Annotated in this window: 24 protein-coding genes; 23 read left to right on the top strand and 1 reads right to left on the bottom strand. The window is 42.9% G+C overall.

All coding sequences use genetic code 11. The features are described from left to right. Positions 1 to 56 precede the first annotated feature (56 nt). The 6 genes from WD019_RS11725 to WD019_RS11700 all read left to right on the top strand — a co-directional run bounded on the left by WD019_RS11725 (position 57) and on the right by WD019_RS11700 (position 4,960). A complete protein-coding gene (locus tag WD019_RS11725) occupies positions 57 to 584 on the top strand; it encodes a polymorphic toxin type 28 domain-containing protein (protein WP_425711599.1) in 528 nt (175 codons plus the stop codon). Further along, the gene (locus tag WD019_RS11720) at positions 584 to 988 is read left to right on the top strand and encodes a contact-dependent growth inhibition system immunity protein (protein WP_035351524.1); all 405 of its coding nucleotides are present in this window, start codon (positions 584 to 586) and stop codon (positions 986 to 988) included. The genes WD019_RS11725 and WD019_RS11720 overlap by 1 nt, the downstream gene beginning before the upstream one ends. Positions 989 to 1,042: 54 nt before the next feature. After that, positions 1,043 to 1,498 (top strand): DUF600 domain-containing protein, encoded by a 456-nt coding sequence (locus tag WD019_RS11715; protein WP_425711608.1) that lies wholly within the window; start codon positions 1,043 to 1,045, stop codon positions 1,496 to 1,498. Between the two features lie 23 nt (positions 1,499 to 1,521). Further along, positions 1,522 to 2,337 (top strand): hypothetical protein, encoded by an 816-nt coding sequence (locus WD019_RS11710; protein ID WP_425711598.1) that lies wholly within the window; start codon positions 1,522 to 1,524, stop codon positions 2,335 to 2,337. A gap of 13 nt (positions 2,338 to 2,350) precedes the next feature. Continuing rightward, complete coding sequence (locus tag WD019_RS11705; protein WP_425711597.1) at positions 2,351 to 2,884, top strand: hypothetical protein; 534 nt, start codon at positions 2,351 to 2,353, stop codon at positions 2,882 to 2,884. Between the two features lie 450 nt (positions 2,885 to 3,334). Then, on the top strand, positions 3,335 to 4,960 hold the full coding sequence (locus tag WD019_RS11700; RefSeq protein ID WP_425711596.1) for a M14 family metallopeptidase: 1,626 nt from the start codon (positions 3,335 to 3,337) through the stop codon (positions 4,958 to 4,960). Positions 4,961 to 5,011: 51 nt separating this feature from the next. Here the strand turns inward: WD019_RS11700 and WD019_RS11695 are convergent, their stop codons facing one another. Continuing rightward, entirely contained in the window at positions 5,012 to 5,686 is a 675-nt protein-coding gene (locus WD019_RS11695; protein WP_425711595.1) for a uracil-DNA glycosylase, read from the bottom strand. Positions 5,687 to 5,888: 202 nt separating this feature from the next. Between WD019_RS11695 and WD019_RS11690 the strand changes: the two genes are divergently transcribed. The 17 genes from WD019_RS11690 to WD019_RS11610 all read left to right on the top strand — a co-directional run bounded on the left by WD019_RS11690 (position 5,889) and on the right by WD019_RS11610 (position 19,714). Next, a complete protein-coding gene (locus WD019_RS11690) occupies positions 5,889 to 6,362 on the top strand; it encodes a MarR family winged helix-turn-helix transcriptional regulator (RefSeq protein WP_425711594.1) in 474 nt (157 codons plus the stop codon). Positions 6,363 to 6,383: 21 nt separating this feature from the next. After that, positions 6,384 to 6,800 (top strand): organic hydroperoxide resistance protein, encoded by a 417-nt coding sequence (locus WD019_RS11685; protein WP_425711593.1) that lies wholly within the window; start codon positions 6,384 to 6,386, stop codon positions 6,798 to 6,800. Positions 6,801 to 6,836: 36 nt separating this feature from the next. After that, positions 6,837 to 7,853, top strand: a complete 1,017-nt coding sequence (locus WD019_RS11680; RefSeq protein WP_425711592.1) for an NADP-dependent oxidoreductase — start codon at positions 6,837 to 6,839, stop codon at positions 7,851 to 7,853. Positions 7,854 to 8,253: 400 nt separating this feature from the next. Then, the gene (gene eutS / locus WD019_RS11675) at positions 8,254 to 8,595 is read left to right on the top strand and encodes an ethanolamine utilization microcompartment protein EutS (RefSeq protein ID WP_026678006.1); all 342 of its coding nucleotides are present in this window, start codon (positions 8,254 to 8,256) and stop codon (positions 8,593 to 8,595) included. An 11-nt stretch (positions 8,596 to 8,606) separates the two neighbouring features. Further along, positions 8,607 to 9,110 carry a EutP/PduV family microcompartment system protein gene (locus tag WD019_RS11670; RefSeq protein ID WP_425711591.1) on the top strand — a complete coding sequence of 168 codons (504 nt, stop codon included), beginning with the start codon at positions 8,607 to 8,609 and terminating at the stop codon, positions 9,108 to 9,110. A gap of 132 nt (positions 9,111 to 9,242) precedes the next feature. Then, positions 9,243 to 10,685 (top strand): sensor histidine kinase, encoded by a 1,443-nt coding sequence (locus WD019_RS11665; protein WP_026678004.1) that lies wholly within the window; start codon positions 9,243 to 9,245, stop codon positions 10,683 to 10,685. After that, the gene (locus tag WD019_RS11660) at positions 10,682 to 11,281 is read left to right on the top strand and encodes an ANTAR domain-containing response regulator (protein WP_026678003.1); all 600 of its coding nucleotides are present in this window, start codon (positions 10,682 to 10,684) and stop codon (positions 11,279 to 11,281) included. Before WD019_RS11665 ends, WD019_RS11660 begins: the two co-directional genes overlap by 4 nt. 128 nt (positions 11,282 to 11,409) lie before the next feature. Beyond that, on the top strand, positions 11,410 to 12,822 hold the full coding sequence (locus WD019_RS11655; protein WP_425711607.1) for an ethanolamine ammonia-lyase reactivating factor EutA: 1,413 nt from the start codon (positions 11,410 to 11,412) through the stop codon (positions 12,820 to 12,822). A gap of 14 nt (positions 12,823 to 12,836) precedes the next feature. After that, positions 12,837 to 14,198, top strand: a complete 1,362-nt coding sequence (locus WD019_RS11650) for an ethanolamine ammonia-lyase subunit EutB (RefSeq protein WP_425711590.1) — start codon at positions 12,837 to 12,839, stop codon at positions 14,196 to 14,198. Between the two features lie 17 nt (positions 14,199 to 14,215). After that, positions 14,216 to 15,151, top strand: a complete 936-nt coding sequence (eutC, locus tag WD019_RS11645) for an ethanolamine ammonia-lyase subunit EutC (RefSeq protein ID WP_425711589.1) — start codon at positions 14,216 to 14,218, stop codon at positions 15,149 to 15,151. A 4-nt stretch (positions 15,152 to 15,155) separates the two neighbouring features. Further along, a complete protein-coding gene (gene eutL / locus WD019_RS11640; RefSeq protein WP_211235570.1) occupies positions 15,156 to 15,824 on the top strand; it encodes an ethanolamine utilization microcompartment protein EutL in 669 nt (222 codons plus the stop codon). Positions 15,825 to 15,848: 24 nt separating this feature from the next. After that, complete coding sequence (locus tag WD019_RS11635) at positions 15,849 to 17,363, top strand: acetaldehyde dehydrogenase (acetylating) (RefSeq protein WP_051291477.1); 1,515 nt, start codon at positions 15,849 to 15,851, stop codon at positions 17,361 to 17,363. 32 nt (positions 17,364 to 17,395) lie between these two features. Continuing rightward, positions 17,396 to 17,686, top strand: coding sequence for an ethanolamine utilization microcompartment protein EutM (gene eutM / locus WD019_RS11630; RefSeq protein ID WP_425711588.1), 291 nt, complete (start codon positions 17,396 to 17,398; stop codon positions 17,684 to 17,686). 31 nt (positions 17,687 to 17,717) lie between these two features. Then, complete coding sequence (gene pduL / locus WD019_RS11625) at positions 17,718 to 18,377, top strand: phosphate propanoyltransferase (protein WP_425711606.1); 660 nt, start codon at positions 17,718 to 17,720, stop codon at positions 18,375 to 18,377. Continuing rightward, positions 18,374 to 19,054 (top strand): hypothetical protein, encoded by a 681-nt coding sequence (locus tag WD019_RS11620; protein WP_425711587.1) that lies wholly within the window; start codon positions 18,374 to 18,376, stop codon positions 19,052 to 19,054. The genes pduL and WD019_RS11620 overlap by 4 nt, the downstream gene beginning before the upstream one ends. Before the next feature lie 4 nt (positions 19,055 to 19,058). Continuing rightward, positions 19,059 to 19,331, top strand: coding sequence for a EutN/CcmL family microcompartment protein (locus WD019_RS11615; protein WP_026677995.1), 273 nt, complete (start codon positions 19,059 to 19,061; stop codon positions 19,329 to 19,331). 5 nt (positions 19,332 to 19,336) lie between these two features. Next, entirely contained in the window at positions 19,337 to 19,714 is a 378-nt protein-coding gene (locus WD019_RS11610; protein ID WP_026677994.1) for a BMC domain-containing protein, read from the top strand. Positions 19,715 to 19,725 lie beyond the last annotated feature (11 nt).

The raw sequence follows: 19,725 nt of genomic DNA, 5'->3' as shown, positions 1-19,725 counted from the left end.
GCAAAGTAGGCAGGTTAAAGGCATTAGGAAAACTTAAAGCTGCCAGGGATAAGTCAGTGGAATTTGTGCAAAGAGTGCAAAGGATTCGCACGGCTCCGAAAACGATTATGACAACACCGGATGGATTACATGTTCCGTCCAACGAGTTTTTGTCACAAGAAGAAATATGGCAAAGGTTTGCGAACGGTCCGGATGCGCCTGATGTGAATCATCGTATTCGTGGGGATGGGACTAAGGTTACTGGGAAAATTGTGAATGAGTTATCACGGGCTCAGAAGAGAAGTTTAGAAACTTTAGACAATATTATAGATAATCATCTTACTGAAAAAGATTTTTCAGGTACTTTAAGAGATTTACAGGGGAATCCTGTGCCTAAACCAGGTGGAGGCTATTGGAACCACTTGCAAGAAATGAAAGATTCATATAAAGGCTTAAAAAAAATCGAAAGAGGGCTTGAAGGTTCATTAAAAAATCCAAATCTTTCAGACGAAATAAAAATAGAACTAAATGAAGCACTAAAAAAGGTGAAAAAGAATATTCGAAAGATAGAAGATTTATTTGAACCGTACGGAGGTATAGAATAATGTGTAACAAGGACAAAACAATCAGGGAAATTTATAATATAACTACTTTTGAAAAAGAAACAGTATATTCACTCGATAGCTGGTATCAAAACTTATTAAATAAAAGAGCAGAGGAAATTGATATTAATGATGTTTCAAAAATGATCCGACAGAATATATTTACTGATTTGGCTATAAAAAAAGCAATTGAGTTTTTAGAAAAAGATCCTTTGGCTGGAGAATTATATGATGGTCAATTACTAGAAATACTATCTTCCGTTGATATAAACAATTCAAATGCATCTAATTTAAAACGGACGTTACTTGATATTTATGAAGATCTTGAAAATCTTGATTGGTTATGCAAGGAAGATTATGATGATTATGTTACTACTCTTAAAAACTTTTTAAATAAATTTAAATGATTTTGAAATTGAACTATTGATACACAAGAGTCCTTGAAAATAGGGGGAGCAAATCTGCAGAAAGTATTTGAAGATTATTTAACTGAATTACAAGCGGATATAGTTGCTATTTGCTTAGAATATGTAGAAAATCAGGCTGATGATATATATATTTATTGCTCATATGAACCTGAAATGTATGCGTTTGACGTTTTTTATAAAATTAATGGAAAAGTCGTTCTTAAAAATAATGTTAATGATGCAGTTGGGAATGAAAAGTTTTATGACACATCGGAAGTTCGACAGGAGGCAGTTTTGGATATTGGAATCAAAAATTTGGAGGAAATCCATAAAAAGTGTATAGAATTTGGAAGAGAAATGCCAACAGAAATCAAATTACACTATAATGTGAAACAAAACAGCTTAAAAGGTCATTATAGATATGATTTGATTTATTCAAATGATGATGAACTCTTACCAGATGATATTTTTGACCAGTGGTATGAAGAAGTAAAAAAAGATAGCCAATAACCAAGTTTGAGACCTTGAGGATTATGCCGATCAAGGTCTTTTTAAGTGCGGTGGTTAGTACAAAAACGCTGGAAGCGATTGATTATGCCGATCAGCACCGCATGGAGACCGCTATATATGCGGGAGCTGCGATCTATGCTTCATGGAAACGAGATATTGTAAACGGAGACGCTTTTAGCCGGGCGGAATATGTCGGGAATGTCGCCGCTCAAATCGTCATTCCATACGGGGAATTTAAATTGGCAGTAAAAGCAAGCGACATAACCAGGGTTAGTCGACTGAAGGCATTAGGGAAACTGAAAGCGGCCAAAGATAAATCGGTGGAGTTTGTGCAAAGAGTGAAAAGGATTCGCACGGCTCCGAAAACGATTATGATCACACCAGAAGGATTACATGTTCCGGCCAACGAGTTTTTGTCACAAGAAGAATTATGGCGAAGATTTTCGAATGGTCCGGATGTGCGTGATGTGAATCATAATACTCATAAAAATAATAGCAATAGTGTAAGTAAAATAAAGGTAATTGGTAAAAATGAAAAATTACCTGGTCAAGGAATTGTAAATGGTAGGGTGCCTGATGCACCAAATGTAGATGCTGGAAAACAAGGTAAACATGTTTTAGGCCACCCAAATCATATTCAAAGTAAATCTTCTTGGCCGGAAGGTACAAATGGAGTAGAGTTAACTCAATTAGCTTGGCAAAAGGGTGAAATAGTGAAACCAGACGGAAGTGTTAAAAAATTTGACTTTCAAAAGCCTATAGGACCAAATGGAGAAACTAAGGTAAAAGTCCATATGGACAAAAAAGGGTATATTCATGGATATCCTGTTAAAAGATAATCTGGAGGTTAAAATGAAAGAAAAAATTGTTAATGAGATACAAAACTTATTTCATAACGCTGATTTTGGACATGTTTTATTAAATTATGTAGATACTGATATATGGTTTAAAAAAATTAGTAGCCATTTAAATGGCCCATATTTAATTGAAAATTTAACGGATTTTAATTATTCAAGGTGTTTTACAACATTTTTATTTCGAGAATTTGAATCAGAAATAAAACTTTGGACAGATGATTTTAAAGAGTATGTTAAACAACGCAGTTATGTAGAGGGTTTAGCTATCTATATTTCAGTGATAGCTCCTTATAGTTCAATTATTCCTTTTAGATATGAATATATCAATGGGGAAATTAAAATGAAGGAACTGGGGAATTCATCAAACAAAACATTGGTATCAGCAAAACAAGAGATTTTAAAACTTTTAAATAGAGAAGGAATTCAAATTTTAGACAAAGAGATATTGGAAATAAAGATCCCCAACATTTCATTGGAATTATATGAGGATGAAGATGAAGTCAGTATTTTTAACTGTCTATTTGAATGAAAAACAATAACTGTTAGATTTGGGTTGTATAATATTAAACACCACTGGATATACTCTGATACTTATAGATCGCTTCTAATTTAAAACGTGATATTCAGATAAATCTTGAAAATCTTGATTGGTTATACAAGGAAGATTATGATGATTATGTTGAAATTCTCGAAAATTGTTTAAGCAAATTGAAATGATTTTTAAATTCTAAATACATCGGAAGTTTGGCAGAAAGCACTTTTGGATATTGGAATTAAAGAAAAAATTGTTAATGAGATACAAGGCTTATTTCATAACGCTTAGGTAGATTGTAGGAAAACTAAAAAAGTCGTGTAAAAAGTCATGGTTTTGAAAAACTAAACGCATGTCATTTTCCTCATTTTTTCGACGTAGTATACAAATTATTCTGAAAATAGTCTATAATCCTTTAAAAAATGATAAAGAAAGGATCGTGGGTTCATGTCGAAAAGAAGGCTCGTATATTTATCTTTGCTTGTCTTTTGCCTCGGATTCTTCTCTCTCCCCAACATAGGCCGGGCTGATTTTACTCCGTATTTTGGGCAAACGTACAAGCAGCCGGAGCAAGTGCTGAATTTGTTTCCTGATCCAAAGGTATCATTTGATACACCCGGTTTTGCACCTGGAAAATCCAATTTTACATCCCAGGAAGAAATGATTGCTTTCATAAAAAAATTGGAGCGGAAAAACCCGTATATGTCCGTTAAAATCATTGGACGTTCGCTTGAAGGAAGGGAAATCCCGCTGATTTTGTTCAGCAAGGGAAAAAATCTAAAGAAGAAACCGACGGTCTGGCTCCAGGGACAAATCCATGGGAATGAGCCGGCCGGAGGGGAGTCGACCCTCGTCATGGCGGAAAAGCTTGCTCACCAAAAACTCGGGAAAGACTTATTAAATCACATCAATGTCATCATCGTCCCCCGCGTTAACCCGGACGGATCGTATAAATTCGTACGGTATATGGCAAATGGAATGGATGGAAACCGCGACCAGATGAAATTCGAGCTTCCTGAAGTGCAAGCCATTCAGCAGGCAAAAGCAAAGTATGATCCCGAAGTAGTGATCGATGCGCATGAATATACAGTTAAAAGCTCAGCTTTTTCAGGGATTGGAAAGGAAGGCGGGCTCAGTTCCTATGACCTGCTCGTTCTGTCAGCAAAAAACCTCAACATTCCGAAATACGTAAGGACAACCTCCGATAGCCTGCTAAATAAAGTAAAAAAAGATCTGAGAAATGACCATTTTTCGGTTGAGGATTATTATACGGTTGAAAAGAAGGGCGATCAATTAGAAGTGACAGAGGGCAGCACCGAACCGCGAATTGGAAGGAATTCTATGGGGCTTAATCCGAGCATTTCATATTTAGTTGAAACCCGTGGCATCGGTATCGGGCGTGAAAGCTTTGCAAGGCGTGTCGCCAGTCAGGTTGCAACACATACGGATATTCTGACCTATGTTGCTAACCATGCGAATCAAGTGAAAGCGGTTGTCGATAAGGCACGTGCCGATATTGTCCAAAAAGGAAAAACTGTCAATGATGATGATCCGATTGTCGTAACGAGTGAAAATACGCCTCTAGAAAATCAAACCCTTGATGTAGTCGATATCGCAAAAGGGGAAAAAACGAAAGTGAAGGTAGAGTATTTCAGCGCGACCAATGCCAGACCGGTACTAGAGCGGGAACGTCCTACCGCCTACATTATCCCACCGGCTTACCATCAGATTGCGGAAAAGCTCAAGATCTATGGGGTGAAAGTGCAAAAGCTCCGGAAAGATACGGAAGTGCCTGTCGAAGCCTTTACCGTGACTGATAAAACAGTGGATACTGAATATTATGAAGGCCACTATTTAACGAGCGTCAAAACGAATGTCACAACGAAAAACGTTCTTTTCCCGAAAGGAAGCTACGTATTCAGCATGGCACAACCAGAGGCCAATATGATTTCGCTCGCCCTTGAGCCGGAATCGGTCGACAGTTACGTAACGTTCAATTATCTGCCTGTCGACATCGGTGATGAAATACCTGTATATCGCTACATGCAGGCCGATAAATTAAAGGTGAAATAAAAGGTAAAAAAGGCTGCAAGCAACATAGCTTGTAGCCTTTTTTGAGTTTCATCATATATCCGGCAGCTGCCAGTCGATTTCGGTGCTGCCGATTTCTTTTAAAAATTGATTCGCCCTTGAGAATGGACGGCTGCCGAAAAATCCGCGGTGTGCGGAAAACGGGCTCGGGTGAGGGGAACGGATAATAGGGTGCTTCTTCGTGTCGATCAGCTCCATTTTTTCCTGGGCATGTTTTCCCCAAAGAATGAATACAACCGGTTTTTCCCTATCGTTTAATATGGAGATGATCCGGTTTGTGAAGACTTCCCAATTTTTCCCCTTATGTGAATTCGGATTGCTTTTTTGCACCGTCAAGACCGTGTTTAAAAGAAGAACCCCTTGCTTCGCCCATGGAATGAGACAGCCGTGGTTAGGGATAGAGCAGCCGAGGTCATCGTGCAATTCCTTGAAAATATTTTGCAACGAAGGCGGTGGCTTTACCCCGGGCTTGACGGAGAAGCTCAAGCCATGCGCCTGCCCCGGTCCGTGGTATGGATCTTGCCCTAATATGACCACTTTCGTATCAGCATAAGGAGTGAAATGAAGGGCATTAAAAATGTCATGCATGTCAGGGTAAATTTCTTTCGTTTTATATTCCTCAATTAAAAATCGCCGTAAGTTCAAGTAATACGATTTATGAAATTCATCTTCCAATAAAGGTGCCCAATCGTTTTTTAAAATTGCCATTGGTTGATAAACGCTCCTTAATAAATGATGTCCACTTAAAGACTAGCAGGTTATTAGAAAATCGGCAAATGCTTAAAGCAATAGACTAATAGAGTGAAGAAAGTATAAAAATTTGACGTTGCAACAAAATATGTATTATAATCGACATCAATTGAATTGCGCACAATTTAATTGATATAAATTAATAAAAGGAGATGATTCAATGGCAGATGATGAAAGCAGCCTTTTCTCAGGCAGCAAAGAAGCTCTAAAGCTCGATCATCAATTATGTTTTGCAATTTATGCATGTTCAAAAGAGATTATCAATTTATACCGCCCGTTGCTCGAACCGCTCGGGATCACCTACCCACAATATCTTGTCCTGCTCGTATTATGGGAGAAAAATGGTCTTGCCGTTAAAGAGCTCGGGGAGAAATTATATTTAGACTCCGGAACGTTGACGCCACTATTAAAACGGATGGAAGCTGCCGGGTTCATTGAGCGGAAGCGTTCAACGGAAGACGAAAGAAAAGTGCTCATCCATCTTACTGAAAAGGGGATGGAGTTGAAACAGCAAGCGTCGGATATTCCGGAAGAGTTGTTCAAGAAAAGCGGATTGTCAGCCAGTGAGTATAAAGACCTCATTCAAGAGTTTAAATCATTGTTACAAAAGGTTTGCAGAAGCAAAAAGGCCTGAGATGCGAAAGGATGAAATCATATGGAAAAAATGTATACTGCAACAGTGACTGCCACAGGCGGAAGAAACGGGAAGGTAGTTTCGTCTGATGATGTGCTCAATTTGGATGTGAGGATGCCAAAAGAATTAGGCGGATCAGGCGGGAAAGCGACCAATCCCGAACAATTATTTGCCGCAGGGTATGCCGCATGCTTTGACAGTGCCTTAAATTTTGTCATCCGTCAAAAGAAGGTAAAAGTAGAGGGAACAGAAGTCACCGCGAATGTTTCAATTGGCAAAGATGATGGCGGAGGCTTTCAATTAGAAGCGGAGCTAGATGTGAGCGTAAAAGGAGTGCAGAGTGAAACGGCAAGGGAGTTGGTCGAAGCGGCACATCAAGTCTGTCCGTATTCCAAAGCAACACGCGGGAATATCGAAGTCACTTTGAATGTAAAGTAAAGTTTTAAAAAAGATAAAAAGAAAGAGGAGATATCCATGGAGAAAAACAAACAAATTTTACTTGTAAGCCGTCCAAAAGGCACGCCAACTATAGAAAATTTTAAATTCATCGAAACAGATATAAAGGCGCCTGCTGACGGTGAAGTATTAATTCGCACGCTGTATTTATCGGTTGATCCGTATATGCGCGGAAGAATGAGCGGCCGGAAATCATACGTTCCCCCTTATGAACTAAATGAAGTTGTCCAGGGCGGCGTCGTCGGTGAAGTCGTTGAATCAAAATCAGGCCAATTTAAAAAAGGCGATATCGTGCTCGGTAATCTCGGCTGGCAAACATATTCTGTCGTAAGTGCCGACCGGATTGGGAAAATTGATCCCGATCTTGCGCCAATTACAACGGCCCTCGGCGTGCTTGGAATGACGGGGCTCACCGCTTACTTTGGCCTTCTTGACATCGGGCAGCCGAAAGAAGGAGAAACGGTCGTCGTATCCGGAGCTGCCGGTGCGGTAGGAATGGTCGTTGGACAAATTGCGAAAATTAAAGGAGCCCGTGTCGTCGGCATTGCCGGATCAGAAGAAAAAATCGCCTATTTAACGGAAGAACTTGGCTTTGATGCAGCGATCAATTATAAAACGGCTGACAATATTAAAGAAAAGCTACAGGAAGCTTGCCCGAATGGCGTTGACGTTTATTTTGACAATGTTGGCGGCTCCATTTCGGATGCGGTCCTTTCTCTTATCAATAAAGGAGCGAGAATTCCATTGTGCGGCCAAATTTCTCTCTATAATTTAGAGAAAGCGGATGTCGGGCCACGTATTCAGACTCAGCTTTTGATCAATAGTGCGCTTATGAAAGGCTTCATCGTCTCTGATTACCAGGAACGGTTTAAAGAAGGCATGGCCGACCTCGCCAAATGGGTAAAAGATGGAAAAATCAAATATAAAGAAAACATCATCGAAGGTTTCGAAAATACAGTTGAAGCGTTTCTCGGCCTTTTTAAAGGGGAAAACCTCGGGAAGCAGCTTGTGAAAGTGGCGGAACGTTCCTTATAAAAACTTGTATTGTTCGCTTCACTATACCAATGATATAATAAGAAAAAAATCGTCGGGCAATGAGGCCCCTGTTCGCAAGATGAACAGGGGCCTTTTATGCTGTTTATGGCCAAAACTGATTCAAAATGTCTGAAATCAATAAGTTATTTTCAAACTGCAGGAGTTATTTTCTAAATGCAGATTTTATTTTCCAGACAGCAGGATTTGTTTTCCGGATTGCAGATTTTATTTTCCAGACAGCAGGATTTATTTCCAGATTGCAGATTTTATTTTCCAAACTGCAGGATTTATTTTCTAAATTGCAGATTTTATTTTCCAAAACACTAATTTTATTTTCCAAACTGCCATTTTTATTTTCCGTACTCGTATGAACCTGAGTTGAAAAAGGAGGAACTGTAAATTGCCAGATGAAAAAAAGCGCTTTATTCAGGAGTTTGTGCCGGGAAAACAAGTGACGTTAAGCCATATTATTGCCAATCCTGATCCCGACATGTTTGATAAACTTGGAATCATCGAGTCGGGGGCGATCGGGATCTTGACGTTGACGCCAAGCGAAACGGTCATTATTGCAGGCGATCTGGCCACCAAAGCGGCGAGTGTGTCGTTAGGGTTTTTAGACCGGTTTACCGGAAGTCTTGTAATCGTAGGAAGTGTATCCGAAGTGGAGCTCGCTATGGAGCGAATCAATATGTTTTTGTCCGAAAACCTTGGCTATACGCCATCCACGATTACAAAATCATAAGGAGAGAAGAAATGGAAAAAAAGAACCGCGTCATGATTATAGGCGCTATCGGGGCCGGAAAATCTACGTTGACGAATGCACTGTTAGGCATTGAAAGAGAAGCAAGAAAAACGCAAAGCCTTACATTTTTAGATTGGATCGTCGATACGCCGGGAGAGTATGCAGAGAACCCTTTATATTATAAATCCATTATGGCGACAGCTCTTGAAGTCACCCATACGATTTATTTGCAAGATGCGACGTCCGCTAAATCCATTTTTCCCCCGGGTTTTGCTACTGGCATCCCTAAATTGCCAATAGGAGTCGTTACGAAAGAAGACAAGGAAGGGGCCGATGTCTCAAGGGCGATTAAGCTTCTCAAGCAAACGATCAATAAAGGGCCAATTGTCATCACTTCAGCTTACACGAAAAAGGGAATCGGGCACATTCCAAATCTCGTAACATGCAATTCCATGAAGGAAATTTTTCAATACTACAGCGGTCATTGTGATGATGAAACATTGGTATTTATATGAAACCCTTTACATTTATAAAAATATAAAGTATTCTGAAATTACAAAAGGATACGTATAAGGCAAAGGCGCCTTTCAAGCGGTAGATTCGTGCTGTGTTGAAGGTGCCTTTCTGCGTTAAAAGGGGCTTTCGGCATGGACAAATCATTTGAAATTCAAGAACTTTGCAAACAGCATACATCATTGGCCGATGAAGAAATCGGGCTAATTATTGAAAAAAGCAAGATGATGCAAACCATTGCAGACTTGTCCCAATCTCATGTGTTTATTGATTGCATAGTGAAAGACAACCAAAAGGCTCTAGTCGTAGCCGAAGCTTTTCCAACTACTGATAAGCGATTATACAAGGAGCCTGTCGTCGGCAACTTTATTTACGAAACATATGAACCGGCCGTTTTTAGAGCTTATCGGACAGGCCAGCCTGAAATGGTGAACAGGGCGGTGACCCATGAAGGCGTGCACGTCAACCAGAATGTAATGCCTATTCTAAACCATTCGGGAAAACCGATTGGATTGCTCATCTCTGAAAAAGATATTACCACTCAGGTGAAACATGAAAAGGAAATTGCTTTTTTATCAAAAACGACGGAGGAATTCAGCCGGACATTTTGGGATTTGATATCAAGGGATCCCTCCATTCCCGATGTCATCGAAGAAGCTCTTCTTTTGCTGAATGAAAATGGGGAAATTTTATACGCAAATAATTTTGCGATCAGCTTACTGCAAATGCATTATGAAGAAGGCGGACCATTCAATTACAAAAATAAGAGGCTTGAAGAAATACTTCCGTTTGTCAAAAAAGAAGACTATTTTCAAAAAGGAATTGTCGAGCAGGAAGTGACCCATCGTGGAAGAGTTTACATTAAGCGAATCATCGGCCTGCAATCGGAAGAAACAGAGAGAAAGCTGCTAGTCAATTTGAGGGACATATCCGATCTGCGTGAGAAGGAGCGCCAATTAGTGGTAAAGTCGGCAGTCATTAAAGAAATCCATCATCGAGTAAAAAATAATTTGCAAACTGTTGCCAGCCTCCTTCGTCTCCAAATGAGAAGAGGCGTTCCGGAAGAGACAAAGGCGTTGTATAAAGAAAGCCTCAACCGGATATTGAGCATTGCAACAGTCCATGAATATTTATCATATAGCGGAATAGAAGAAGTCGATATCAAGCAAATTCTCGAAAAAATTGCAAAGATGCTCATTTACAATACCGAGCTCGAAGAAAATCCGATTAAAATGGTCATGGCTCTTGACTCCATCACATTAAAATCCAATCAAGCTGTTTCGCTTGCCCTTATTTTCACGGAAATCTTGCAAAATAGCGTGAAACATGGCTATAAAAACGGCAATGGCGGGCAAATTGACATCAGCCTGAAAAAAGAGAATGAAGTGATTACCCTTAGCGTAAAAGATGATGGCGTCGGCTTCAATCCTGATGATAAAAAAGAACAATTAGGGCTTGAAATCGTCAGGAACCTGACACAATTTGACCTTTCGGGAACATTTGATATCTATCCGAATAGCGGCAGGGGAACTACAGCCAAGGTGCAGTTCTGTTTAGAAGAGGAGGGAGAATCGTGAGCAAACCAAGAATCATGGTCGTAGATGACGAATCCATTTTACGCATGGATTTGAAAGAAATGCTGACAGAAGCAGGCTACGATGTTGTAGCGGAAGCCAACACCGGCGAACTCGCCATTGAACTTGCCGCTCTCAATCAACCTGACTTAATCATTATGGATGTAAAAATGCCGAAAATGAATGGGCTAAAAGCATCAAAGATCATTGATAAAGCGTATCATATCCCCATTTTGCTGCTGACGGCCTACAGCGAATCGGAATTCATCGAGCAATCCAAAAACGCGGGCGTCATCGGCTACCTTGTCAAGCCGATTACGGAAAAACAGCTGATTCCCGCTGTGGAAATCGCTCTCGCGCAAACAAAAAGAATGAATGATTTAAGAGGAAACATTAAAAATCTGGAACAAAAAATTGAAGATCGAAAAGTTATTGAAAAGGCAAAAGGAATATTAATCGATCAATACAATCTTACGGAAGAAGAAGCCTACAAAAAATTGCGGGCGTATTGCATGAACCACCGGTTGGTCATGAAAGATGTCGCCAACTATGTCATTAAGCATAAACAACTTGACTTTAGCGCCAGGATTTCTTGCTAAAAGAATAAATCAGGCAACGGAGCCTAATAAAGCAATCTTTAGATGGATTGTTTTATTAGGCTTTTTCTCGTTTTAGCGAAACTAGAAATGGGGGTGATCAATTGATAAGGGAATCTAAGAAGGAGACGATGATCAGCGCAGGCATTGATATTGGAACAAGTACGACAAAGATGGTGATCAGCCGGTTCACTCTTACCAATACAGCGGGATCGTCCCATGTCCCCCGGATTGAAATTATCGATAAAGACGTCATTTACAAAAGCCCTATTTTTAAAACTCCGCTCATCGGCGAGAAGCATCTTATCAATATCGATGCTGTTTATAAATTGGTTCAACAAGAATATCAAAAAGCGGGCATTGTCCCAGAAGAAGTAAAGACGGGAGCGGTCATCATTACAGGTGAAAGCGCGACGAAAGAAAATGCGGGCGACATCATCCATTTTCTTTCGGATAAGGCGGGGGATTTTCTCGTAGCTACAGCCGGGCCTGACTTAGAAGGAGTCATTGCGGCGAAAGGTTCCGGGGCTTATGACTATTCAATAGAAACTGGCAAAGTGATTGCCAATATCGACATTGGCGGCGGGACGGCTAACATTGCCATATACAAGCGGGGGAATCTATTAGGAACATGCACTCTTCATATCGGCGGGAGATTGATAGAGTTTCAAAATGAAAGAATCTCATATGTTGCACCTTCGGTAAAGCAAGTTGCGAAAAAGCTCGGGTTATCGCTTGAAGTAGGGGGGCCAAAAAATGATGAAAGGCTGGGTCCTATACTCGATTTTATGGCAGATTCATTGTGTGATGTTTTGCTCGGAAAGAAACGAGTAGAGGAAAATCCTCTTTTATTAGGGCACGCCCCACAATGGGGAGAAACAGTGGAAGCGATCATGTTTTCAGGCGGAGTAAGTGAATGTTTATACCGATTGGAACATCAAGAAAGCCGGGCCATATACGATGACATTGGAACCCGTCTTGCTAAGCGGCTAAGAGCGAGCGAACGGCTTAGGCAATGGCAGTGGATCGAACCGGCGGAAACGGTAAGGGCTACCGTTCTCGGCGCAGGTACGCAAACAACGGAAATAAGCGGGGCAACCATCCACGTACACCCTTCAAAGCTTCCGATAAAAAATCTGCCGGTCTATCATGTGAGAATGGAAGGGATGAAAGATGGGGAAAGCAAAATCAACAATGCCATTGACCATGCAATTAACTTGTATGACCCTCAGCAGGAAGGAAATAATTTCGCACTTTACTTGACCGGATTGAATGTTTTGCGATTTAGCGAAGTTCAAGCCCTGGCCCGCTGGCTTTTAAACGGGCTAGAGCGCCAGTATCAAAATAACCATCCGATGGTCATTGTCGTGGCCAATGATATAGCGAAAGCCCTCGGGCAGTCATTAGGAGCATTGAAGTCCAGAAGGGAGATCATCTGCATCGATCAAATCCGGGTTGAAAACGGCGATTATTTAGATATCGGTCATATGTTGCAATCGGAGGTCGTTCCAGTTGTCGTAAAGACCCTTGCATTTCATTCATAAGAAAGGTGATTGACATGAAGCTTTCGACAAAATTGCTTGGTCAAGTGTACCAATTTAAAGATTTAAAAGAAGTTTTCGCAAAAGCAAATGAAGAGAAATCCGGCGACCGGCTGGCAGGGATAGCCGCAGAAACGGTTCAGGAAAGAATTGCAGCTAAACAAGTGCTAAGCAATATTACACTCGCTGATATCCGCAACTACCCGCTCCTTTCACCTGAAGAAGATGAAGTTTCACGAATCATCGATGGACTTATCAATGAACCGATCTATTCATCTATGAAAGGGTGGACGGTGGCGGAACTAAGAGAATACATTTTGAGTGACGATACAACGGGAAATGAGTTGAAGCGGATTAGCCGCGGGCTTAGCAGCGAAATGATCGCCGCTGTGACAAAATTAATGTCCAATTTGGATCTTATCCATGCCGCTAATAAATTAGAAGTGATCACCCATTGCAACATTCCAATCGGGCAAAAAGGAGTGCTTGCCTCGAGATTGCAGCCGAACCACCCGACCGACAGCGTAGAAGGGATGATCGCTTCATTAAAAGAAGGGCTTTCTTACGGCATTGGAGATGCGGTTGTCGGCATTAATCCGGTCGACGATTCTGTTGAAAGCGTAAAGCGGCTTTTGCACGCTACTCACGATTTTATCGAAAAGTGGAAAATCCCAACGCAAAACTGTGTGCTCGCCCATGTTACGACGCAAATGAAGGCAATTGAGCAAGGGGCGCCTGCGGATATGATTTTCCAGAGCATTGCAGGCACGGAAGCAGCGAATAAATCATTTGGAATCGATGCCGCTCTTATTGATGAGGCGAATGACATGATCAATAAATATGGAACATCATCCGGCCCGCACCGCCTTTACTTCGAGACCGGGCAAGGATCCGAGCTTTCGGCGGAAGCCCACTATGGCATCGACCAGGTGACACTGGAAGCAAGAAACTATGGATTTGCGAGAAGATATAATCCGTACATGTTAAATACTGTTGTCGGCTTTATCGGCCCCGAGTATTTGTATGACAGCAAGCAAGTCATCCGGGCTGGCCTTGAAGATCATTTTATGGGCAAGATGCACGACATTTCGATGGGAGTGGATATTTGTTACACGAACCATATTCGGGCGGACCAAAATGACATGGAAGATTTAGGCGTCCTTTTGACGGCGGCTGGCGTCAATTTTATCATTGCGACGCCAATGGGCGATGATTGCATGCTCAATTATCAATCGATGAGCTACCATGATGTCGCAACATTGCGCCAAACAATGAGCCGCAAGCCTTCACCGTTATTTGAAGAGTGGCTGGAGGAAATGGGGATTATGGAAAGTGGCAAATTAACAAAGCTTGCAGGCGATTTGACGATTTTCTCTTGATAGGAGGTGATTGAACAATGGATGCCAGTTTAGTAGAGAAGATCACGGAAATGGTGCTCAAGGAGCTTCATTCAAAGGATAAAGAGAAACCGGACCAACAAGTTCCGGCAAAAACGGCTGGAATGGTGAAATTGCACGGGAACTTAAATACAGTGCCTGATTTTTCAAAGTACGCCAGGAATCGCGAGGAAAAAGAAACCCCGGAAGAGGAGCCGGCGTTCGAAACGTTCGTTGATGACCCAAAAGAAAAAGAGCAGCTGCTGGACGCTTGCAAAAAGACACCTGCAAGGATAGGCATTGGCCGGGCAGGAGTGCGGCCAAAGACGAAAACGTTGCTTAAATTCCGGCTTGATCACGCGGCGGCTGTTGACGCGGTTTACGGGGAAGTGACAGAACAACTTTTGGAAAAAATGAACTGGTTTTCGGTGCAAACAATGGTGCAGAACCAGGAAGAATACATTCGCCGTCCGGATCTTGGCAGAAAATTGTCCGAAGAAGCAAAGAAAAAGATTTCAGAAACTTGCGTAAAGGCCCCGCAAGTGCAAGTCATCATTTCAGACGGGCTAAGCTCAGAGGCGATCGAAAAAAACGTGGAAGACGTTTATTTATCGCTCCAGCAATCATTAAACAGCCTCGGTTTGAAAGAAGGAACGCCATTTTTTATTAAAAATGGCCGGGTCGCGGTGATGGATGAAATCGGGGAGATCTTGGAGCCGGAAGTGGCCGTTCTTCTTATCGGCGAAAGACCTGGTCTTGTTAGCGCCGAATCTCTCAGCGCCTATCTTTGCTATAAACCGAGAAAAGGGACGATTGAAGCGGACCGGATGGTCATCTCAAACATCCATGAAGGAGGGATTCCTCCAGTAGAAGCAGGGGCGTATCTCGGGAGTGTTATTCAAAAAATTTTAAAATACGAGGCAAGCGGGGTTTCGCTTGTGAAAAAAGAACGTTAAAAGGATGGAGATTACAGTGTCTTTAGAGCCGATAAAAGCAGAAATCCTTGCTGTAAGAATCATTCCCAATATTGATGAAGGGCTATATAAGCAATTTCAATTAAAGCCGAACCAGAGAAGCCTTGGAATGTTGACGACGACCATCGATGACGTCGGATATACCGCATTGGATGAAGCGACAAAACAATCAGAAGTGGAAGTCGTTTACGCCAAGTCCTTTTATGCCGGGGCAAGCCATTCTTCAGGCCCTTTATCGGGAGAATTCATCGGGATCATTGCCGGGCCGAGCCCGGATGAAGTGATCAGTGGGATTGAAGCAGCCCAAACGGTCATTGAGCACGATGCCTACTTTGAATCATTAAATGAGGAGGGGACTCATGCTTTATATGCCCATGTTGTGCCAAGGACCGGAAGTTATTTGTCAAAGATCGCTAATATTCCAATCGGGGATCCTCTTGCTTATTTAATCGCCCCGCCGCTTGAAGCGATGTATGGACTTGATGCAGCGCTTAAAGCCGCCGATGTGACGATGCAGACATTTTTCGGGCCGCCTTCAGAAACAAACTTTGGCGGTGCTTTATTAACCGGCAGCCAATCCGCCTGCAAGGCGGCGGCCGATGCATTTCGCGACAGCATCATCGAAATCGCCAGAAAGCCGATTTCGTTCTATTAAGCAACTTGGGAAGGAGTGATTCTGATGATAGACATAGATAAAGACCTCGAAACCTTGCAGGAAATGAGAAATGCCGTCCAAATGGCGAAGGAAGCCCAGTTAGCGTTCAGCAAATTTTCCCAAGAACAAGTGGACAACGTCGTCAAAGCGATAGCCGACGCCGCCTATGAGAAATCATATGAGCTGGCGCGCCTCGCTGTAGAAGAAACGGGGCTCGGGGTTGTCGAGCATAAAGTGATCAAAAACCATGTAGGCTCAAAAGAAGTATATGAATCGATCAAAGATGAGAAGACCGTCGGCGTCATTTATGAGGATAAGCAAAAGAAAATTGTAGAGGTGGCGGCCCCATTTGGAGTCGTGGCAGGGATCGTCCCGACGACGAATCCAACTTCAACCGCCATTTATAAAACGCTAATCGCTGTCAAGGCGGGAAACGCCATTGTTTTCAGCCCGCATCCTTCCGCTAAAAAATGTACGGTCGAGGCGCTCAAAATCTGCAGGGAGGCCGCTGAAAAAGCGGGCGCCCCCGCGGGATTGATTGGCTGGATTACGAGCCCGACAATGGAAGCAACCCAGCAGCTGATGAAGCATCCCGATGTGAACGTCATCCTTGCAACCGGCGGAGGAGGGCTCGTCAGGGCGGCTTATAGTTCAGGAAAACCCGCTTATGGAGTCGGACCGGGAAACGTTCCTGCCTATATCGAACGAACGGCAGAAGTGGCAAAAGCGGTAAAGCGCATCATCGCCAGCAAAACGTTCGATAACGGCACAATATGCGCATCTGAGCAAGCCCTTGTCGTTGATCAATCCATTAAAGAAATGGTCATCCGGGAATTCAAAAACGAGGGCGCTTACTTTTTAAACGATGATGAGAAAGAGAAGATGGAAAAAGTCATCTCTCCTGTTGCGGGAAAATTAAATCCGAAAATCGTCGGAAAGTCCGCCCGGGTGATTGCTCAAATGGCCAATATAAACGTTCCGGACGGCACGCGGCTCTTAATCGCTTTTGAGTCGAACATCGCGAAGAGCGTCCCTTTTTCCATTGAAAAATTAGCTCCGGTGTTTGGCTTTTATACCGTCTCGGATTGGAACGAGGCAATGGCGGTATGCGACAGGCTGCTTGCATTGGGCGGAAGAGGGCATTCGCTGGCGCTCCATACGACCGACGAAGAAATCGCAAGGAAATTCGCGCTACAAATGCCAGTTTCTAGATTGCTCGTCAATACACCATCCGCGCTCGGTGCCGTTGGCGCTACGACAGGTTTGAAGCCATCGCTGACGCTTGGATGCGGAACTTTTGGCGGAAATATTACTTCTGATAATGTAACGGTCACCCATTTGTTGAATAAAAAACGAATGGCCTATGAAACGAAAGAAATAGAAATCAAATCAAGCGCCGAACCAAAGAGCCCGGCAACTAATCAAGAAGATTTGCTAAAAGAGATTGTGAGCGAGGTCGTGGCAAAAGTTGGGGCAACCGGGGCGGCAGACAAAGAAACGATTGTCAGAATGGTCAGCAAGGCGATAAGCCATTTATAAAAATAAAAAACTACGTTTAGGAGGAATTTACAATGTCAAGAGAACTTACAGCTTTAGGAATGATCGAAACAAAAGGATTGGTAGCTTCCGTTGAAGCGGCAGATGCGATGGTAAAAGCGGCAAATGTGCATTTAGTCGGGAAAGTGCATGTCGGCGGCGGATTGGTCACTGTTTTAGTGAGAGGAGATGTCGGGGCTGTCAAAGCGGCTACAGAAGCCGGAGCCGCTGCTGCCCAGCGTGTCGGTGAACTTCTTTCTGTTCACGTCATTCCGCGCCCTCACAACGAGCTTGAAAGCATTCTTCCAAAACTTGAAACGATGTAGCAGCAAGTTGTAAAAGGTGGTGCAAGTAGTGATTAATCAACAAGCTGTACATTCCATTGTGGAGGAGGTCATGAAGCAATTTGAACAGCGCCAAAATCGCTTTAAGCCTGTCCCGATTGCTGTTTCCGCAAGACATGCCCATCTTTCAAAGGAACATCTTGAAATGCTGTTTGGATACGGGTTTAAGCTATCGAAACGGTCCGATTTATCGCAACCAGGACAATTTGCGGCAAATGAGACAATTACAATTGCAGGTGTGAAAGGGAGCATCGAACGGGTCAGGATTTTAGGACCGGCCCGGGGCTCCACCCAGATTGAAATTAGCCGGACGGACGCCCTAAAGCTCGGTGTTACTCCCCCACTCAGGCAATCGGGAGACATATCAGGCTCATCTCCATGTACGTTAATCGGCCCGAAAGGAAGCATTTATATCCATGAAGGATTGATTATCGCCGGCCGGCATATTCATATGACCCCTGAAGATGCCGAACATTATAAGGTGAAAGATCAGGAATATGTCGACGTTAAAGTTGAGTCTGAACGGCCGGTTACCTTTGAGCAAGTGCTCGTGCGCGTATCTTCCAGGTACCGTCTTGAAATGCATATCGATACCGATGAGGCAAATGCGGCATTTATTTCAAAAGGGCAGACAGGCACGTTGTTTAAACGGGAAAGCAGGGGAGGGCAATGAATACGGGCAAATTGGATATTGATACAGTAAAGAAAATCGTGGAAGAGGTCGTTCGGCGGCTGCTTTCCGAAGAAAAAGAAGCATATAGCAAGCCCCGATTATTGATTATCGACGATGAAAGTAAAGGCGGGGCCGGACTTGAGACAGTCATTGAAAAATGCCGGCCATATTGGAACATTAGCGTGGCGGCAAGCACCCAGGAAGAGGAAATAACCAATGAATTTTCCCATGTCATTTTTTTAAATAGCGATCAAGATTTCATCGTTCGCGGTGCGATTGGCCTAACCGACACTTATAAGTCCAAGCTATTAGCCAGAGTGCTTCATTTAAACATTCCTGCCACTCTTGTTTTGTCTGAAAAAGAAGAGTGGGCATGGGGCTCGGAAACGACTTCCGCTTATAAACAATATTTAGAAAACCAGAGAAAACGGCTTGAAACGTTTGGCGCTTTTGTCACGACTCTTGAGCAATTAGATGGAGCGCTTTCAAAAGCGGCTTTCACTGGAAAACCGGAAAACATAGTTGTTTATCACGAAAAATTATTGACGGAAAGCAAAATAAATCACATTCATAGTGAGAAGGTTTTGTTGAACAAAGCCACAATTGTTACGCCACTGGCTAAAGATGCCGCAAGGAAAAAAGGAATTCAACTTTGTTTTGAGGATAGTGGGCGGTGATGCAATGCGATTAGGAACAGTGATCGGAAATGTATGGGCGACCCGGAAAGAAGATGGATTGACCGGGCTAAAGTTTTTGGTTGTGCAATTTGAAATGCCGGACGGGTCCCCTGTGGAAGCGCCAATTATTGCTGCGGATCAAATCGGGGCCGGAATCGGGGATAAAGTGATGGTCACGACCGGAAGTGCGGCGAGGTTTGCCGTACCGGAAAAAGATTTGCCCATTGATTCTGTCGTTGTTGGGATCGTTGATTCAATTGATGTAGAAAGCAGGTGAAGAAAATGGGAAAGGCTTTAGGGATGATTGAAACAAAAGGATTGATCGGCTCGATTGAAGCGGCGGATGCGATGGTTAAATCAGCCGATGTCAAACTCATCAAGCAAGAAAAGATTGATGGAGCATTGGTGACCGTTTTAGTAGAAGGCGACGTCGGGGCCGTCCAGGCGGCTGTCGAAGCCGGCAGGGAAGCAGCAAAGCGCGTCGGCGAGCTCGTTTCATCACATGTGATCCCGCGTCCAGACTCGGAAGTCGGCATATTATTGAAACCGGTAAAAAATACTAAAGAGACAGCCACCTCAAAAGGTAATGAGGCATCATCGGCAGCTTCTTCCGAGAAAAAGGATGAACCGAAAAGCAAAAGAAAGAAAAAAGAGGACTAGTGCCCCTACTT

This window comes from Fictibacillus sp. Mic-4, from assembly GCF_049843615.1.
Taxonomy (GTDB): Bacteria; Bacillota; Bacilli; order Bacillales; family Fictibacillaceae; genus Fictibacillus_A; species Fictibacillus_A gelatini.
Note: the sequence above shows the minus strand (reverse complement) of the source record. Positions and strands in the feature narration are given on the sequence as shown.

Bases quoted from the DNA above. Each gene is read 5' to 3' on its own strand.
- WD019_RS11650 (WP_425711590.1), top strand. From the start codon at position 12,837: ATGAAGCTTTCGACAAAATTGCTTGGTCAAGTGTACCAATTTAAAGAT.
- WD019_RS11680 (WP_425711592.1), top strand. From the start codon at position 6,837: ATGGAGAAAAACAAACAAATTTTACTTGTAAGCCGTCCAAAAGGCACG.
- WD019_RS11710 (WP_425711598.1), top strand. From the start codon at position 1,522: ATGCCGATCAAGGTCTTTTTAAGTGCGGTGGTTAGTACAAAAACGCTG.
- WD019_RS11685 (WP_425711593.1), top strand. From the start codon at position 6,384: ATGGAAAAAATGTATACTGCAACAGTGACTGCCACAGGCGGAAGAAAC.
- WD019_RS11670 (WP_425711591.1), top strand. From the start codon at position 8,607: ATGGAAAAAAAGAACCGCGTCATGATTATAGGCGCTATCGGGGCCGGA.
- WD019_RS11695 (WP_425711595.1), bottom strand. From the start codon at position 5,686: ATGGCAATTTTAAAAAACGATTGGGCACCTTTATTGGAAGATGAATTT.
- WD019_RS11610 (WP_026677994.1), top strand. From the start codon at position 19,337: ATGGGAAAGGCTTTAGGGATGATTGAAACAAAAGGATTGATCGGCTCG.
- WD019_RS11720 (WP_035351524.1), top strand. From the start codon at position 584: ATGTGTAACAAGGACAAAACAATCAGGGAAATTTATAATATAACTACT.
- WD019_RS11690 (WP_425711594.1), top strand. From the start codon at position 5,889: ATGGCAGATGATGAAAGCAGCCTTTTCTCAGGCAGCAAAGAAGCTCTA.
- eutC (WP_425711589.1), top strand. From the start codon at position 14,216: ATGGATGCCAGTTTAGTAGAGAAGATCACGGAAATGGTGCTCAAGGAG.
- eutM (WP_425711588.1), top strand. From the start codon at position 17,396: ATGTCAAGAGAACTTACAGCTTTAGGAATGATCGAAACAAAAGGATTG.
- eutL (WP_211235570.1), top strand. From the start codon at position 15,156: ATGGAGATTACAGTGTCTTTAGAGCCGATAAAAGCAGAAATCCTTGCT.
- WD019_RS11620 (WP_425711587.1), top strand. From the start codon at position 18,374: ATGAATACGGGCAAATTGGATATTGATACAGTAAAGAAAATCGTGGAA.
- WD019_RS11665 (WP_026678004.1), top strand. From the start codon at position 9,243: ATGGACAAATCATTTGAAATTCAAGAACTTTGCAAACAGCATACATCA.
- WD019_RS11615 (WP_026677995.1), top strand. From the start codon at position 19,059: ATGCGATTAGGAACAGTGATCGGAAATGTATGGGCGACCCGGAAAGAA.
- WD019_RS11700 (WP_425711596.1), top strand. From the start codon at position 3,335: ATGTCGAAAAGAAGGCTCGTATATTTATCTTTGCTTGTCTTTTGCCTC.
- WD019_RS11705 (WP_425711597.1), top strand. From the start codon at position 2,351: ATGAAAGAAAAAATTGTTAATGAGATACAAAACTTATTTCATAACGCT.
- WD019_RS11635 (WP_051291477.1), top strand. From the start codon at position 15,849: ATGATAGACATAGATAAAGACCTCGAAACCTTGCAGGAAATGAGAAAT.
- WD019_RS11655 (WP_425711607.1), top strand. From the start codon at position 11,410: ATGATCAGCGCAGGCATTGATATTGGAACAAGTACGACAAAGATGGTG.